A 17173-nucleotide genomic window follows, 5' to 3' on the forward strand; every position below is an offset into this window, starting at 1 on the left:
GCTTATACCTACATGTGGATGACCTTGCCATAGGCGTCAAGCACAGATTCATGCATCGCCTCGGATATCGTCGGATGCGGGAAGATCGAATGCATCAACTCAACTTCCGTCGTCTCCAGCGTTTTGGCAATGCCATAGCCCTGAATAAGCTCTGTTACCTCCGCACCGATCATATGCGCGCCCAGCATCTCGCCGGTTTTCGCGTCAAAAATCGTCTTGATCAGGCCTTCCGCCTCACCAAGCGCAATGGCCTTGCCGTTTCCGATAAAGGAAAAGCGGCCAACCTTGATATCATAGCCCTTTTCCTTCGCCGCCTCTTCCGTCATACCGACGGAGGCAACCTGCGGATGGCAATAAGTACAGCCCGGAATGTTGGAAGTGTTGAGCGGATGCACATCCTTCTCACCGGCAATTTTCTCAACGCAGATCACTCCTTCATGGGACGCCTTATGCGCGAGCCAGGGCGGGCCAGTCAAATCGCCAATGGCGTAGACGCCGGGTTCCCCAGTGCGGGAGAATTCATCGACAACCACATGGGTTTTCTCGACCTTCACCTTGGTGCCCTCAAGCCCGATATTCTCGACATTGCCGACAATACCAACGGCGAGGATGACCCGGTCAAAGGTATCAGAAGAGTTTTTATCCTTCTTGTCCTTGAAGGTGGCCGTAACTTTACCGCCGGATTTTTTAAGTTCAGACACCGTCGTGCCCTTGTGGATGGTCATGCCCTGCTTCTTGAAGGATTTCTCGGCGAAGGCGGAAATTTCCGCATCCTCTACCGGGAGGATCCGGTCCATCACCTCGACAACCGTAACATCGGATCCCAAGGCGTTGAAGAAGCTTGCAAACTCGATCCCGATCGCACCGGAGCCGACAACCAGCAGTTTCTTCGGCATTACGTCAGGAACAAGCGCTTCCTTATAGGTCCAGATCAGCTTGCCGTCCGGCTCCAGCCCGGGCAGTGTCCGTGCCCGCGCACCGGTGGCAAGGATGATATGTTTGGCAGCGACGGTCGAGACAACCTTGCCGTCCTTGCTGACCTCAACCTTGCCAGAACCAGCAAGCTTGCCATGCCCGTCGATCACGGTGATCTTGTTCTTCTTCAGCAGATGCTTGACGCCGCCAGAAAGCTGCCCCGCCACCTGACGGGATCGCTCCACGGTTTTCTTGAGGTCTACAGATGCCCCCTCGACCTTAATGCCGAATTCATCCGCATGCTTGATCAGGTTGTAGATATCAGCCGTCCGAAGCAGTGCCTTGGTCGGGATACAGCCCCAGTTGAGGCAGATACCACCCAAATGTTCTCTCTCAATGACGGCAGTCTTCATGCCGAGTTGCGCCGCACGGATCGCTGCCACATACCCGCCGGGGCCGGAGCCGACAACAACAAGGTCGAATTTTGTATCGCTCATGTCCGGTTCCTCACAACATCATGGTCAAAGGCTCTTCAATGTAACCCTTGAAATGTTTCAACAATTCAGCGCCCAACGCGCCGTCAATCACCCGGTGATCACAGGAAAGCGTCACGCTCATCATGGTCGCCATAGCGAGCGCACCGTCTTTGACGACAGGGCGCTGTTCCCCAGTACCAATCGCAAGAATGGCAGACTGCGGCGGGTTGATCACCGCGGAGAATTCCTTGATCCCAAACATACCGAGGTTCGAGATAGAGAAGCAGCCGCCCTGATATTCCTCTGGCATCAACTTGCCCTCTTTCGCGCGGCCCGCCAATTCCTTCATCTCATTGGAAACAACGGCAAGACCTTTCTGGTCCGCATTTCGAACAACCGGGGTAATCAGGCCACCCTCAATCGCCACAGCGACCGAGACATCAAAATCCTTATATTGCAGGATCTTGTCACCGCCCCAGCAGGCATTGGCTGTTGGCACCTTCTTCAGTGCCAAGGCAGAGGCGCGGATAATAAAGTCATTGACCGAAATCTTGTAGTCATCGGAACGCGCATTCAGCTCTTTGCGCATGGCCAACAGGTTATCCAATTCACACTCAATGGTAAGATAAAAATGTGGAATGGTCTGTTTTGCCTCTGACAGCCGACGCGCGATGGTCTTGCGCATACTGGTAAGCGGTATTTCCTCGTAATTGCCTTCCGGCGGAGGTGTTGCGGCTTGAGGTGCAGGTGTCGTGGCCGCCTTTTCTGGCGCCGCTGCCGCTTTTGCACCACCGGACGCGATGGCTTTTTCAACATCCGCCTTAATGATCCGGCCATGCGGACCGCTGCCCTTGATGGACTTAAGGTCGAGTCCCTCGTTCGCGGCAATCCGGCGGGCTAGCGGACTTGAGAAAATACGCTCGCCATCCTTCGTCACCGGCGCCGGTCCACTGCTACCTTTAGTATCCGGGGCGACGCTTTGCTTCTCCGGTTTTGGGGTATCGTCTGCGGATTTATTTTTCCCACCTTTTTCGGCATCATCCTTTGACGCGCCGTCAGATTCTTCCCGGGCTGGTTCCGGAGCCGATCCGGCATCGAAACCATCGAGGGCGGATGCATCCTCCCCCTCCTCCAGCAGGATCGCTATCGGCGTATTCACGGCGACATTTTCGGTACCGCCCGGAATAAGAATTTTCCCGAGTGTTCCCTCGTCAACCGCCTCAACCTCCATGGTTGCCTTGTCGGTTTCAATTTCGGCAAGAACGTCGCCGGAGGAAACAGTATCACCCTCTTTCGCCTGCCAGTTGGCGAGCTTTCCCTCCGTCATGGTCGGTGAAAGGGCCGGCATTGTGATGGTAATTGGCATTTTCGCCCCCTTTAATCGCGATAACAGACAGATTTAGCCGCCGCCACAACTTCATCGGCATTGGGCAAGGCCAGTTTTTCAAGATTAGCTGCATACGGCATCGGCACATCCTTGCCTGAAACCCGGAGAACCGGTGCATCCAGGTAGTCGAAGGCGTGATGCATAATCTGCGCTGTTATTTCGGCGCCGATACCGCTTTGCGGCCAGCCCTCCTCAACGGTGATGCATCGGTTCGTCTTGCGGACGGAGGCCAACACCGTTTCCATATCCATAGGGCGAATAGTTCGAAGGTCGATCACTTCAGCAGAAATATTTTCTTCGGCAAGCTTGTCCGCCGCCTCTAGCGCATAACGCATCCCCATCGCAAAGGAAACAATGGTCACATCGTCGCCGGGACGCTCGATCTTCGCCTTGCCGATAGGCAGGACAAAATCATCCATTACCGGCACGTCGAAACTCTGGCCATAGAGAATTTCATTCTCCAGGAAGATGACCGGGTTCGGATCGCGGATCGCCGCCTTCAAGAGCCCTTTGGCATCCGCCGCCGTATGGGGCGCAATCACGATCAGCCCCGGCACATGTGAATACCATGCGGCATAGCATTGAGAATGCTGCGCGGCAACACGGGACGCCGCGCCATTGGGCCCGCGAAAAACCATCGGGGACGCCATCTGGCCACCTGACATATAGCGCGTCTTGGCCGCCGAGTTGACAATCTGGTCGATCGCCTGCATAGCGAAGTTGAAGGTCATGAACTCAACAATTGGCCGCAGACCATGGAACGCCGCGCCGACACCGACACCGGCAAATCCATGCTCGGTAATCGGCGTGTCGATTACCCGGCGACCACCGAACTCATCCAGTAATCCTTGCGTGACCTTATAGGCGCCCTGATATTCGGCAACTTCCTCACCCATGATAAATACGCGCTCGTCTTTGCGCATTTCCTCTGCCATGGCATCACGTAAAGCCTCGCGAACGGTCATCTTGACCATTTCCGTACCTTGCGGAATCTCTCCGCTTGCATCATAGGCATCAGGCGTATCGGAGACACTCACGCGGGGCGCAGGAGCAGCATCATCGTCGCTATCGTCGGCGTCTTTCTCATAAGTTTCCGATGACGTAGATGGTGCGGCGCTTGGTGAGAAACCATCCAGATCACTGTCATCCTCCCCTTCTTCCAGGAGAACCGCAATCGGTGTATTCACCGCAACATTATCAGTATCGCCCTCAATCAGTATCTTACCGATTTTTCCTTCATCCACCGCTTCAACTTCCATGGTCGCCTTGTCGGTCTCGATTTCGGCCAGCACATCACCGGAACTGACCGTATCGCCCTCCTTGACCATCCAGCGGGCCAGCTTGCCTTCCGTCATCGTCGGCGATAGCGCCGGCATCAAAATTTCTGTTGGCATTTATTTCGTCCTTCTCAAGCTGATCGGCGCTCAGGCCAAAACATCCGTATAAAGCTCTTCCGGCTGTGGTTCCGGACTGTTCTGGGCAAATTCGACAGCATCGGCAATTATAGCCTTGATCTTGCGGTCGATCTCCTTGAGTTCCTCTTCTGTATTGACTTTCTTATCCAGCATAATCTGACGCAGATGATCGATCGGGTCATGTTCCGCGCGCTTCTTGTTGACTTCCTCTTTAGAACGGTACTTCGCCGGATCAGACATGGAATGGCCACGATAGCGATAGGTTTTCATTTCAAGGATATAGGGGCCTTTTCCTGCACGCACCCAATCAACCGCTTTCTTGCCGGCAGCAGCAACGGCAAAAACATCCATGCCGTCAACCTGTTCCCCTGGAACATTGAAGCTGTCCCCCCGCTTGTATAGTTCCGTCTGGGCGGAGGAGCGCTTGACTGATGTTCCCATCGCATATTCATTATTCTCAATGACATAGACGACCGGCAAGCTCCAGAGTTCCGCCATATTGAAGCTCTCATAGACCTGGCCCTGGTTCACGGTACCATCGCCCATATAGCAAAGCGTAATATCCTCGCTTTTCTGGTATTTCTGGCTGAAGGCCAATCCTGTGCCGAGCGGTACACAGGCACCAACAATGCCATGACCACCATAGAAGTTGGCCTCTTTCGAAAACATATGCATCGAGCCGCCCTTCCCTTTGGAATAGCCACCCTCACGTCCGGTCAATTCCGCCATAACGCCTTTCGGGTCCATACCGCAGGCCAACATATGGCCATGATCCCGATAAGAGGTGATCACGGCATCATCATCCGTAATGGCTGACTTCATGCCGACAACCACAGCTTCCTGACCAATATAAAGATGGCAGAAACCGCCGATCAGCCCCATGCCATAGATCTGCCCGGCCTTCTCCTCGAACCGGCGGATAAGCAGCATGTCATAGTAAAATTTCTGGATTTGTTCGTCAGAAAACTTCGGGGCCGCCTTACGCGCGCCCCCCGTAGACTTCTTCGCAGTCGACGAAGATGATTTCGCCCTGCTTGCGGCTTGACGTGCCATGATATCTCCCATTCAAAAAAGCCCGGATGCTTCCCTGCAACTCCCGGCGTGCACTAATACATAGCAGAAATGTGGCGGACCGGACAGCGTTAGACAAGCACAATTTGTAAATTACTCATAATTCAGTTAATTTATTGAAAATACCGTTAAAGCACAACAATTTAACTGAAAATAAGTTAATAAATTCCAGGAAATTACAAAGTTAAAGTTTGGCCTGTTTTTACGAAATAAACAGAAAGCTAAACCAACGCACAGGAAATATTAAATCAACCGGATTTAAACACCGTCTATTTCAGGTAGATAACAATCTCATCGGGGTGCGCGAGACCCAAAACATCCCGACTACGTTCTTCCAGCATGTCAATATCGAGATTCTCCGGTTGCAACAGAGCGACGCGTTTTTCAAGCGCTGCCTTTTCAGCTTCGGTGATCTCATAAACTGCTTCGGCCCGGTCAATTTCATGCTGAAGCTTGAGATAGGCAAAAAGACCCCGATCACCCTCAATCAGGTGGTAACTGAAATAGGCAACAGCCAGAATCCCGAGGATCGGCCCGGCCCCAGCTTTTGCGCGTTTTCTTATCTCAAGACTAACAATCATTTGTGGAGTGAATCAAATACCTGACTCGAGGTCAACCGTTAAATTGACATATAGACAAATTAGTTGCAAATATTCTGCTAATTCCCCGAAATCCATCAATTTCTCATGATCGTACTCAGAAGTATAAGCCGCTTTTAAAAAGCGCCCCCTCTTTCTCCCGCCGTGCCTTCAGGACAGATGAGACCTCTTTTCCTGTCCCGAGATGAGCCCACCGGACAAAACCCGAAAACAGGCCCTTTTTATTTCCCGCATAAATCCAACGTCCCAGCTCTGGCGGTACAGAGCCATAATCTCCGATATTTAGTTTCTTCAACAGGGTGGACGACTTAAAGGCGCCCTCCCCAACATTAAATGTAAAAGATACGAGCGCATCGAACTGATTTTGCTGCAGTTCTACCATTACAGAGGCATTTACCCTGTCGACCGCCCATTTAATGTCTGCATTGAAGTAGGAATCTGCCTGCGACTGTGAGATCGTCTCCCCAGCCTTTACATCCCCCGTATGTCCATAACCGATAGTCATCACACCGGTACCGTCGTCATAAGCCGTGAGTTTCAAACCTTCAAATTGCTTGATGAATTCCGCTCCCTTCGGGGAAAGCTGTTGCAACATAATTGATCTCCTGTTGTTACAAAATAGCCTCCTATAGATGTTGTTATTTAGATATAATGCAACTTATAATTGTTTAAATTTGATGACTGATAGTGCATTCAGCCTAAAGTTCGATGTCTGCTCGGATTTATCCCAACAGGTTAAACTCTAGGAAGGAAGTTTTTGTGCCAACAGGATTGTACGAAACATACAGTTCGGGTCCTCGGGTCGAAAATTGACGACCTTCAGTCCACAGGTTTCCAGGATTGTCGTGTATTCTTTGATGGAAAGGCTGGCGTGATAAACAGCATCGTCCCCGACTTGCCCTGAAACCTCGCCATCATCGGCCCCTACAGTCAGCAAGAGCGCCCCCAAGGGGTGAAGTTGTTCAGCAATTTTTGGGAGAACCGACCTCTGCTCGGCGCGGGTCAGATGAAAGAAGCTGTCCCATCCGATGATGCCGTGAAACCGCTCCGGCATATCTAGGGCGCGCATGTCCATCTGGCGCCAGTCACCATCGGGAAATTTTCCGCGTGCGAGGCGAAGCATCGCGGCAGACGCATCAACACCGGTAAGAACGTATCCTTTGGAGATAATATAACTTGCGATGGGGTCGCCCGCGCCACATCCCAAATCAAGGACATTTCCCTTATCAGGGACGAAAGAGAGGAACCGGTCAAGCCAGTTCCTCTCAAACAGAGTTTTTAATCGCTCCGCGTCAAAACGGTCAGCATTTCGCTCATAGACATCCTGCGTTGTCTTTGCAAGGTCCGAAAGCGAGAGCGTCAAGTTGGGGTTTACCCCTTCAGGATACTGCGGCCCGCATATTCGGCCGCATCGCCAAGTTCCTGTTCAATACGGATCAACTGGTTATATTTAGCGAGCCGATCTGACCGGCTAAGGCTACCTGTCTTGATCTGGCCGCAGTTTGTAGCAACAGCAAGATCGGCAATGGTGGTATCTTCCGTTTCACCGGAGCGATGGGACATGACAGCAGTATAGCGCGCCTTATGCGCCATCTCGACTGCCTCCAGCGTTTCGGTAAGCGAGCCGATCTGGTTCACCTTTACCAGGATGGAATTGGCAACCCCCTGACTGATGCCATCAGCCAGCCGTTTCGGGTTCGTCACAAACAGGTCATCCCCCACAAGCTGCACTTTATCACCGATCTTGTCGGTCAGCGTTTTCCAGCCGGCCCAGTCATCCTCGCTCATGCCATCCTCGATCGAGATGATCGGGTAGTCACCGACAAGCGCCGCGTAGTAGTCCGCCATTTCATCGGGCGCGAGAATCTTGTTCTCGCCTTTGAGGTGATATTTGCCATCCTTGAAGAACTCGGTAGAGGCAGCGTCAAGGGCGAGATAAATATCCTCACCCGGCTTATAGCCTGCGCCTTCAATAGATTTCATAATAAAATCAAGCGCGTCGCGGGTGCTGCCAATATTGGGGGCGAAGCCGCCCTCATCACCAACATTGGTGTTATGCCCAGCCTTGGAGAGTTCCTTCTTGAGAGTCTGAAACACTTCCGAACCCATACGGATCGCATCCGCACAAGTGTCGGCAGAGACCGGCATGATCATGAATTCCTGAATATCGATGGGGTTGTCCGCATGCTCTCCACCGTTGATGATATTCATCATCGGTACCGGCAGGGTGCGTGCAGAGGCGCCGCCGATATAGCGATAAAGCGATAGGCCGCAGTCTTCCGCCGCAGCGCGCGCAAGTGCAAGGCTGACCCCCAAGATGGCGTTTGCGCCAAGCCGGCCTTTATTCTCGGTTCCGTCCAGTGCCAACATTGCTCGGTCGAGCGCAATCTGATCATCGGCATCACGACCGGAAAGTATGTCGAAAATCTCGCCATTCACTGAATCAACAGCCTTAAGCACACCTTTTCCGCCATAGCGTGATTTATCGCCGTCACGTAGCTCAACCGCTTCATGGGCGCCTGTAGAGGCTCCGGAGGGGACTGCCGCGCGGCCAAACGCGCCGCTTTCCAGTATAACATCGACCTCAACTGTGGGGTTACCCCGGCTATCCAGAATTTCACGGCCGGTAATATCAAGAATTGCACTCATACGACTTGGTTCCTGTATCTAGAGGTTTTTGGCGAGATTATCGAATTTTTGCAGCGTGGCAAGCAAACCTTCCAACTGGTCAATTGGTACCATGTTCGGGCCATCAGACGGGGCGTTATCCGGATCCTGATGAGTTTCCATAAACACCATGGCAACCCCAACGGAAACGGCTGCGCGCGCCAACACAGGCACGAACTCCCGCTGTCCACCCGACGTTGTTCCCTGCCCGCCCGGCTGCTGCACGGAATGGGTGGCATCAAAGACTATCGGCTGTCCGGTCTGTTCCGCCATGATGGCGAGACTCCGCATATCGGAAACAAGCGTATTGTAGCCGAAACTCGCCCCGCGCTCAGTCAAAAGAACGCGGTTATTACCCGCACTGGTCAACTTGTTGGCGACATTTTTCATGTCCCAAGGTGCCAAAAACTGCCCTTTCTTGACATTGACGACCTTGCCAGTAGCGGCAGCGGCGAGCAGAAGGTCTGTCTGGCGGCAGAGAAAAGCGGGAATTTGCAGAACATCCACCGCATCGCCCAACGCCGCGCAATGCTCCGGCAGATGCACATCGGTAAGGACCGGAATGCCAAACTCGCTCCGGATCCGTTCAAACACCGGGATAGCACCCTCCAGACCGAGTCCTCGCTCCGCCGTGTGCGATGTCCTGTTTGCCTTGTCGAAGGAGGTCTTGTAGACAAGCCCCATGCCGAGTTTTTGCGTCATCTCGAAAAGCCGGCCCGCCATATCTACGGCATGGACCATGCTTTCCATCTGACAGGGCCCCGCGATCAGGGCGAGCGGCAAATCGTTCCCTACGGTAATATCGCCGATTTGAACGTGGTGCATTTCAGTCATGTCTATACCAATCGTGATTTCTTGACCGCCGCGTCGATAAAACTTTCAAACAGTGGATGCGGCGCAAAGGGCTTCGATTTTAACTCAGGATGGAACTGAACGCCAATAAACCAAGGGTGATCCGTAAATTCAACGATTTCCGGTAGGTCTCCCTGCGGCGACAGGCCGGAAAATTTATAGCCGACCTTCTCAAGCATATCCTTATAGGCAATATTCACTTCAAAGCGATGACGGTGACGCTCGTCCACATTTGACGTACCGTAAATCTCCCTCACCTTGCTGCCTTCGACAAGATCACACGGATAGGCCCCCAGCCGCATGGTGCCACCAAGATCGCTGTCCTCGCTCCGAGTTTCCGTCTTATTGCCTCGTGTCCACTCAGTCATCAGTCCGACGACCTTGGGGTCATATTCACCAAATTCCGACGTTCCCGCATTTGGCAGGTTCGCTAGGTTGCGACAGCCCTCAATGACGGCCATCTGCATCCCAAAGCAGATACCAAAATAGGGTATTTTCTGTGTCCTGGCATATTGAACGGCCTTGATTTTGCCTTCCGCGCCGCGCTCACCAAACCCGCCGGGAACAAGGATGGCATCAGAACCCCCAAGAATGCTCGCCGGGGAAACACTGCCCGATTCAAACTGTTCTGATTCCACCCAGTTAATGTTAACCCGAACCTTGTTGGCGATACCGCCATGTATAAGAGATTCGGTCAGGGATTTATAGGCGTCCTGAAGCTCGATATACTTACCGACAACAGCGACATTCACCTCGCCTTCCGGATGCAGGACCCGGTCAACAATATTTTCCCATTTAGAAAGATCTGGCTTCGGCGCGTCTGTAATACCGAAGGCTTTCAGGACCTGCTCATCAAAGCCTTCCTTGTGATAGCTCAGCGGCACTTCATAAATGGAACGTACGTCCAACGCCTGAATAACGGCATCGCCCGAAACATTGCAGAAAAGACCAATTTTCCGGCGCTGACCAACCGGGATTGGCTGTTCACTCCGGCATAGAAGAATATCGGGCTGAATACCGATTGAGCGGAGTTCCTTGACCGAATGCTGCGTTGGTTTGGTTTTCAGCTCTCCCGCTGCAGCAATATAGGGCAGCAGGGTTAAATGAACGAAAACCGCGTTATTGCCAAGCTCGTAACCAAGTTGGCGGATCGCCTCCAAAAAGGGCAAACTCTCAATATCACCGACGGTGCCACCAATCTCGACAAGGACAAAATCCTCATCTTCCAGATTGGCCGTCGCGAATTCCTTTATGGCGTTAGTGATATGCGGAATAACCTGCACCGTTCCGCCAAGATAATCGCCGCGCCGCTCTTTACGGATCACTGTCTGATAGATTCGTCCCGTCGTCACATTATCAGTTTGCTTGGAGGGAACACCAGTGAACCGTTCATAATGCCCCAGATCAAGATCGGTCTCCGCCCCGTCGTCCGTCACATAGCATTCGCCATGTTCATAGGGATTCATCGTGCCGGGATCGACGTTAATATAGGGATCCAGTTTCCGTAAGCGGACCTTATAGCCGCGCGCCTGCAGGAGGGACGCCAACGCCGCCCCTGCGAGACCTTTGCCAAGCGAGGAAACCACACCACCGGTAATGAAAATAAACCGAGCCATGGAGTTACGTTATAACCAATTCTGTATTCGACGTGAAGTAAAAGAGGCGGCAATTTTGCCGCCTCCGAATTTTTTTGTGAAAGACCCCGGTTATTCCGACAAGGGAGCCGTGGGCTCCGCCGGGGCTGCGGGGACCGTCGGCAGCGCCTGCCCAGAGGAGTCCGTAGTCGATGCCGGAGTATCAAGGATTGACGTCGGCTCAGAATGCGTGCCGCTGACAATCGCAAGCAAGATACTCGTCAACATAAAGGCTGCAGCCAGCCCCGCGGTTGTTCGGGTCAACAGGTTGGCCGCTCCACGACTTGTCATCGCGCCGCCACCGCCACCGATACCCAATGCTCCACCTTCGGAGCGCTGTAACAGCACAACCCCGATAAGGAAGAGTGCTATCATAATGTGAATGACCAGAAGGACAGTTTCCATTCTCTTCAAATCCTGACTATCGGCCGGCCCTCGCCGCCCTGTTCTTCTACAATTGCTGGGCTTCTACACCAAAGTTCGACTGATTGCTAGTAACTTTCCAGCCCTTTTTCTCAGATTGAGGTAGCGACAATCGGCCAGAAATCCGCAGCCTTCAAACTGGCCCCGCCGACCAACGCGCCATCGACATTCTCGACAGCCATCAATTCCTCGGCATTACTGCCCTTGACCGACCCGCCATATAAAAGGCGAACCTGATCCGAATCATTCATCAAGGATCCCAGTTCACTACGAATATGGGCATGAACCACCGCGACATCCAGAGGAGTCGGCGTTTTCCCCGTCCCGATCGCCCAGACGGGCTCGTAGGCGATCACGGTATTCGCGGCTGTTGCTCCCTCAGGAAGGGAGTTTTTAACTTGATCGCTGATAACATCGAGGGTTTTATCCGCCTCGCGCTCGTCCAACGTCTCTCCAACACAGACAACGGCAATCATGTTCGCCCGCAGCGCTGCTTCCGCTTTCGCCTTAACGGCAGCATTTGTCTCCCCATGGTCTGCGCGCCGTTCCGAATGACCGACGATGCAATAGCCGGCCCCCGCATCTTTCAGCATTTCCGCTGAAATATCCCCGGTATGTGCGCCATTTTCCGCAGCATGACAATCCTGTCCACCGATATCAACAGCGTTATCTTCAGCCAATTTTGCCATCTCACGAACCAATGTCGCAGGCGGACATATCAGGATATCGCAATTCGGCGCCTTGTGATCGCGCACAAGTTTAACAAGTTCCAGTAATTCATTGCCGGCCGACTTCGCCAGACCATTCATTTTCCAGTTCCCGGCGATCAGCGGGCGTCGTTGATTTGACATCGTTTTCCCTCAGACTCTTGACACAAATAAGCGTAGATATTGTAAATTCAGATTCATATGCCACTTTTTAAGTGAGAAAGATACTGCTTTGCACATTTCCATGTTGCCCCGTTCTACACGGTACCTATAATCTGCGCGCTAAAGCCGGATGGCACATGAACGAGCTGTGAATTTTTAAACTAACGGGTTACTGGTAAATAAATAATATGCTTCACGCGATGCGAAAAGGAGCCAGCGGATGGCTCGCAAAAGGTTTGTTGCTTCTTCTAGTCGCGAGTTTCGGCGTTTGGGGCATCGGCGGCGATATGCTGACCAGTTCGGTTGGCAGTAACGTTATCGAAGTAGGTGATACTTCTGTTTCCCTCGGTGAGTTCCAGCGTGACTATCAACGGAACCTGAATATACTCTCCGCGCGATTTAATACGCAGCTTACACAGGAACAGGCCCAACAATTTGGCCTCGCACAGATGACCGTAAATCAGATTGCGTCACGTGCACTTGTCGATGAAAAGACGAAATTACTCGGACTCAGCGCCGACGATGAAGCCGTGCGCGAGATGATCCAGACCCAACCCTCCTTTCAAAACCAGTTTCAACAGTTTGATCGCTTTCTTTTCGAACAGTTCCTGGCGCGCAATGGCTATAGTGAAGGCGAGTATATCGAGATTGTCCGCAATGACATCACGGGAGAACAGCTTTTTGGCACTTTTTCCCAAGGTATGAACAAGGCGCCGGCGGTGCTTGTTGATACTTTCTATGCCTATCTCGCAGAGAATCGGACAGCTAAGTATATTGATATCCTTGATAGCAGTATCGGTTTTGCCCCCGCCCCCACGGACGAGGAACTTGAAACGCTGATTAAAGAGACTCCAGAAAATTATTCAGCTCCCGAGTACCGGAAAATAAGCTATATCCTGCTGGCCCCTGAAACTGTTGCGGCAGCGACTGAAATTTCCGAAGAAGACCTCAAAGCAGAATATGAGGCACGAAAAAGCGAATTTGATACGCCGGAAATGCGCGCGGTGATGCAAATGATCTTCGAAAATGAAGACACAGCCACTGCAGCCTATAAAAAGATCAGCGAGGGCGCGGACTTCGCGGAGGTTGCCATGTCGGACCTGCAACTGACGCCAGCAGACATCGATCTTGGAATGATGTCGAAGTCGGACCTCCTCCCCGAGCTACAGGAACCGGTCTTTGATCTTGAAACAGACGGTGTTACCCAGCCGGTCAAAACGGTCCTTGGCTGGCATCTCGCTAAAGTCGGGGAAATTATTCCCGGTGAGGAGCGGAATTATGACGCGGTTAAAGACCAGCTAAAAAAAGACATTCAGCAAAACAAGGCACATGAATTACTCTATACGCAAGCCACAAAGCTTGAAGACGAGTTTGCCGGTGGCGCGAAGTTGGAGGAAGCCAGTCAGGCGCTCGACCTGAATGTTGTTAAAACGGACTGGATCGACGCAAACGGAAATGACAAGGCGGGCAACCCGGTTGCCACCCTGCCTTCCGCAACCGGTTTTCTAGCCGAAGCCTTTGCCCGTCAGATTGGGGATGAAGCGGAAGTCAGCGAAACATCAGATGGCGGGTATTATGCCGTCGTCGTCGATGAGATAGAGGCGGCTGCCGTCAAACAGCTTGCCGATGTGAAGGAACAGGCAACAAAGGATTGGCAGGAAAACTGGCGCCACGAAGAAGCCCGCAAAAAAGCAGAGGATCTTCTGGTCAGACTAAACGCCGGGGAAAGCCTTGAAGATATTGCAAGTGAGCTTGGGTTGACTGTCCAAACCTCCCTACCCGTAATGAGAAGCGGGTCCGCAGGAGAACTATCGCCGGTGGCCCGGGATGGCCTGTTCGATCTTGATCCGGCAGCCTATGGTGTCAATGTCAACAAAGCCGGCAACGGTACATTGCTCTACCGTGTGGCAGACATTATTCCGGCTGATCGGGAAACTGATAAGGATGCCTTTACACAAATGTCCGAACAGATCACTGCCAGCATCCGGGCAAGCATCCTTGCGGAGTATGAAAATTATCTTCAAAAAGATATCGGTATCTCCGTCAAGGAAGATCTGATCAAGGAATATTTCTAACATATGTCGATTCAACCCAGCTTTGCCGATTTCAAGGAAAAACATGAAGCCGGTCAGTCACAAATCCTGTGGACGACCCTGGTAGCCGACCTTGAAACACCCGTTTCCGCGATGATGAAACTTGCGGAAGGACAGGCCAATTCCTTTCTTCTGGAATCTGTTGAAGGCGGCGCAGTGCGCGGCCGTTACTCCATTATCGGGCTCAAGCCAGACCTGATCTGGCGTTGTGACGGGAATGAGGCCCGGATCAACCGGATGGCACGGTTCGACCCAGACGCCTTCGTCGCCTGTGAAGAAGGCGTGCTGGACAGCCTGCAATCCTTAATCGACGAAAGTCATATTGAGCTTCCGGCGAACCTCCCGCCCATGGCGGCAGGGCTGGTCGGGTATATGTCCTATGATACTGTCCGCCAGATGGAGAAAATACCAGATGGCAATCCGGACCATCTGAATATACCGGAGGGAATGTTTATCCGGCCGACGGTTATGGCTATTTTTGATAGCATCCTCGACCTTGTAACAATCATAACTCCGGTCTGGGTGGATGGCAGTCGAACGGCACAGGACGCCTATAATCATGCCGCCGAGCGTATCTCCGATGCGGTTCAGGATTTCGAACGCAGCCTACCGCATGCGGCCTCGCTCGACGCAGGCAACCTTGACCTGCCAGAACCAACGTCCAATACCACAAAGGCCGAATATCATGCCATGGTCGAGAAGGCCAAGGAGTATATCCGCGCCGGTGATATTTTTCAGGTTGTCCCCTCACAACGGTTTGAGTTGCCTTTCGAGCTTCCTTCGCTCGCGCTTTACCGGGCGCTACGCCGTACCAACCCATCGCCCTTTATGTTTTACCTGAATTTTGGGGAATACTCGGTCGTTGGCTCAAGCCCGGAAATTTTGGTTCGGCTTCGCGATAACATAGTTACTATTCGACCTATCGCCGGGACCCGACCGCGCGGCGCCAATGCCGCGGAGGATGCGGCCCTTGCCGAAGATCTGCTTTCTGATCCAAAGGAACTTGCCGAACATCTGATGCTGCTGGATCTTGGGCGTAATGATGTCGGGCGGGTTGCGAAAATCGGTACCGTAAAGGTCACCGAAAAAATGGAAATTGAAAACTATTCCCATGTGATGCATATCGTCTCCAATGTTGAGGGCGAAATTTCCGACGGGTTGACGGCCATCGATGCACTCAAGGCTGGGTTCCCGGCAGGTACTGTCTCTGGCGCACCAAAAGTCCGTGCGATGGAGATTATTGACGAGTTGGAAAAAAGCCGGCGCGGCATTTACGGCGGCGCTGTTGGCTATATTTCTGCTAACGGCTCGATGGATACCTGCATTGCCCTTCGAACGGCCCTCGTCAAGGACCAGAAAGTCTATATCCAGGCCGGGGGTGGTGTCGTTGCGGACAGTGATCCCGAAGCGGAATATCAGGAGACGGTGAACAAGGCAAAGGCTCTCGTCCGGGCCGCGCAGGAAGCCGTACGCTACGCTTCGCACAGCAATAGAAATCGGTAAGGGCCTCAGTTCTATCCTTTAAACGTCAGTGCCGTCACGGCACTGATGGGAACAAAAAGGAACCCCTTCTCTTTCGCCTTTGGTAACCATTTGTGAAGCGCCCGAATTGTCGCCGAGTGCGGATGACCGATGGCAATCACGACGCCCGACCGTTCTGCAGCTGCCTCCACCTTGGCAAGCTGGTTCAAGATGGCGGTCTCATCAATAACGTGATCAAGAAAGATATCCCGTTTCGCTGACGGCATCCCCCGCTCAACCGCGAGACGATATCCGGTCGACGCTGATGTAGTCTTGGAATCCAGAAACAAGAGCCCCCGCTCCGCCATAATATCCATGACAACGGCCATGGCTTCACCATCAGCCGTAAAGCGGCTCCCCATATGATTATTGACGCCGACATACCCCTCAAACTTATCAAGGTTTCGTATCGTCCGTTGCCGCAGTTCGTCCAATGACAACGTCGTCAGCAAGGCATCAGGGCCAGGATCAATATTATGGTTAGTCGGCTCCATCGGCATATGCAGCATAACTTCATTTCCCTGCCTGCGAACCAACTCTACTTTGCCCTGTAAAGAAGGGGAATAAGGTAGAAATGCTATCGTCAGCAGTGCCGGCAATTCATTCAGTTCCTCTATCTTTTGTTGGCTCAGTCCGACATCATCGATAACGATAGCGATCATCGGCCTGCCTTCAACAGGAGGTGACAACGCTGCATACCGTTTCCAGGCGGGCTCCTCCGTTGAGGGAACCATTACATTTTCAACATCCCGCAACGCTGGGTCTTTTACCGGTTCCAAAGGTTTCAGTAATTGAGGTGGATAGTCGTTATGGACAAAAGGGCTTTCAGGGGCCGGAATTTCAACAATTTCCGTCGGCTCTATAACCAGAGAGGGCACAGCAAGGGCACTTACCACCTGCAATTCAACCGGCTGTTTGAAGGCGTTAAATACCTTGCCGATCAGAATGCCGCCGCTTGCGCTGATCACGAGAACTGCCGCACAGATAACAGCAACTCGAACCGGTGAAGACGTCAGCCGATCTATGCGTGACAATTCCGCCAGATTCTTTTTCCCGTCATTTTGGGATGGCATAAAAAACAACCTCTCATCAAACAATACTATTACTTAGCAGTTTCTTGCCTATGTTAATTCTATTTCAATATGGTAAACAAGGCATAAAGATGACGAAGCCTCGGCTGTACGGCTGAATTTGCACTCTTGATTTTATCGCAAAAAAGGAGAAACTGCGTATGCAGTACTCAGCTTTGAC

Annotated in this window: 15 protein-coding genes; 2 read left to right on the top strand and 13 right to left on the bottom strand. The window is 52.5% G+C overall.

What is annotated here, in order from left to right:
- Window positions 1-8: 8 nt before the first annotated feature.
- From lpdA to tpiA, 12 genes are all read right to left on the bottom strand, one after another.
- Window positions 9-1412 (bottom strand): dihydrolipoyl dehydrogenase, encoded by a 1404-nt coding sequence (gene lpdA, locus GQE98_RS07380; protein ID WP_161315036.1) that lies wholly within the window; start codon window positions 1410-1412, stop codon window positions 9-11.
- Between the two features lie 10 nt (window positions 1413-1422).
- Window positions 1423-2757: a pyruvate dehydrogenase complex dihydrolipoamide acetyltransferase gene (locus GQE98_RS07385; protein ID WP_161315037.1), complete on the bottom strand. Its 1335-nt coding sequence runs from the start codon at window positions 2755-2757 to the stop codon at window positions 1423-1425.
- Between the two features lie 11 nt (window positions 2758-2768).
- The gene (locus GQE98_RS07390; RefSeq protein WP_161315038.1) at window positions 2769-4172 is read right to left on the bottom strand and encodes a pyruvate dehydrogenase complex E1 component subunit beta; all 1404 of its coding nucleotides are present in this window, start codon (window positions 4170-4172) and stop codon (window positions 2769-2771) included.
- Between the two features lie 30 nt (window positions 4173-4202).
- On the bottom strand, window positions 4203-5246 hold the full coding sequence (gene pdhA, locus GQE98_RS07395) for a pyruvate dehydrogenase (acetyl-transferring) E1 component subunit alpha (RefSeq protein WP_161315039.1): 1044 nt from the start codon (window positions 5244-5246) through the stop codon (window positions 4203-4205).
- A 287-nt stretch (window positions 5247-5533) separates the two neighbouring features.
- Complete coding sequence (locus tag GQE98_RS07400; RefSeq protein WP_161315040.1) at window positions 5534-5845, bottom strand: FtsB family cell division protein; 312 nt, start codon at window positions 5843-5845, stop codon at window positions 5534-5536.
- A gap of 115 nt (window positions 5846-5960) precedes the next feature.
- On the bottom strand, window positions 5961-6458 hold the full coding sequence (locus GQE98_RS07405; RefSeq protein WP_161315041.1) for a lysozyme: 498 nt from the start codon (window positions 6456-6458) through the stop codon (window positions 5961-5963).
- Window positions 6459-6605: 147 nt separating this feature from the next.
- Window positions 6606-7226, bottom strand: a complete 621-nt coding sequence (locus tag GQE98_RS07410) for a class I SAM-dependent DNA methyltransferase (protein WP_161315042.1) — start codon at window positions 7224-7226, stop codon at window positions 6606-6608.
- Between the two features lie 8 nt (window positions 7227-7234).
- Window positions 7235-8512, bottom strand: a complete 1278-nt coding sequence (eno, locus tag GQE98_RS07415; protein ID WP_161315043.1) for a phosphopyruvate hydratase — start codon at window positions 8510-8512, stop codon at window positions 7235-7237.
- An 18-nt stretch (window positions 8513-8530) separates the two neighbouring features.
- The gene (gene kdsA, locus GQE98_RS07420; RefSeq protein ID WP_161315044.1) at window positions 8531-9364 is read right to left on the bottom strand and encodes a 3-deoxy-8-phosphooctulonate synthase; all 834 of its coding nucleotides are present in this window, start codon (window positions 9362-9364) and stop codon (window positions 8531-8533) included.
- A 2-nt stretch (window positions 9365-9366) separates the two neighbouring features.
- The gene (pyrG, locus tag GQE98_RS07425; RefSeq protein ID WP_161315045.1) at window positions 9367-10998 is read right to left on the bottom strand and encodes a CTP synthase; all 1632 of its coding nucleotides are present in this window, start codon (window positions 10996-10998) and stop codon (window positions 9367-9369) included.
- Window positions 10999-11088: 90 nt separating this feature from the next.
- Complete coding sequence (gene secG, locus GQE98_RS07430) at window positions 11089-11421, bottom strand: preprotein translocase subunit SecG (RefSeq protein WP_161315046.1); 333 nt, start codon at window positions 11419-11421, stop codon at window positions 11089-11091.
- Window positions 11422-11531: 110 nt separating this feature from the next.
- On the bottom strand, window positions 11532-12290 hold the full coding sequence (gene tpiA, locus GQE98_RS07435; RefSeq protein ID WP_161315047.1) for a triose-phosphate isomerase: 759 nt from the start codon (window positions 12288-12290) through the stop codon (window positions 11532-11534).
- Window positions 12291-12508: 218 nt separating this feature from the next.
- Here tpiA and GQE98_RS07440 point away from each other — a divergent pair, with 218 nt between their 5' ends.
- Both GQE98_RS07440 and trpE read left to right on the top strand, forming a co-directional pair.
- Window positions 12509-14383 carry a SurA N-terminal domain-containing protein gene (locus GQE98_RS07440; protein WP_161315048.1) on the top strand — a complete coding sequence of 625 codons (1875 nt, stop codon included), beginning with the start codon at window positions 12509-12511 and terminating at the stop codon, window positions 14381-14383.
- 3 nt (window positions 14384-14386) lie between these two features.
- Window positions 14387-15904: an anthranilate synthase component I gene (gene trpE / locus GQE98_RS07445; RefSeq protein ID WP_161315049.1), complete on the top strand. Its 1518-nt coding sequence runs from the start codon at window positions 14387-14389 to the stop codon at window positions 15902-15904.
- Window positions 15905-15915: 11 nt separating this feature from the next.
- Here trpE and GQE98_RS07450 read toward each other — a convergent pair whose 3' ends face one another.
- The gene (locus GQE98_RS07450; RefSeq protein ID WP_161315050.1) at window positions 15916-16995 is read right to left on the bottom strand and encodes a divergent polysaccharide deacetylase family protein; all 1080 of its coding nucleotides are present in this window, start codon (window positions 16993-16995) and stop codon (window positions 15916-15918) included.
- Window positions 16996-17173: the final 178 nt, after the last annotated feature.

This window comes from Sneathiella litorea (genome assembly GCF_009882915.1).
Lineage (GTDB): Bacteria > Pseudomonadota > Alphaproteobacteria > Sneathiellales > Sneathiellaceae > Sneathiella > Sneathiella litorea.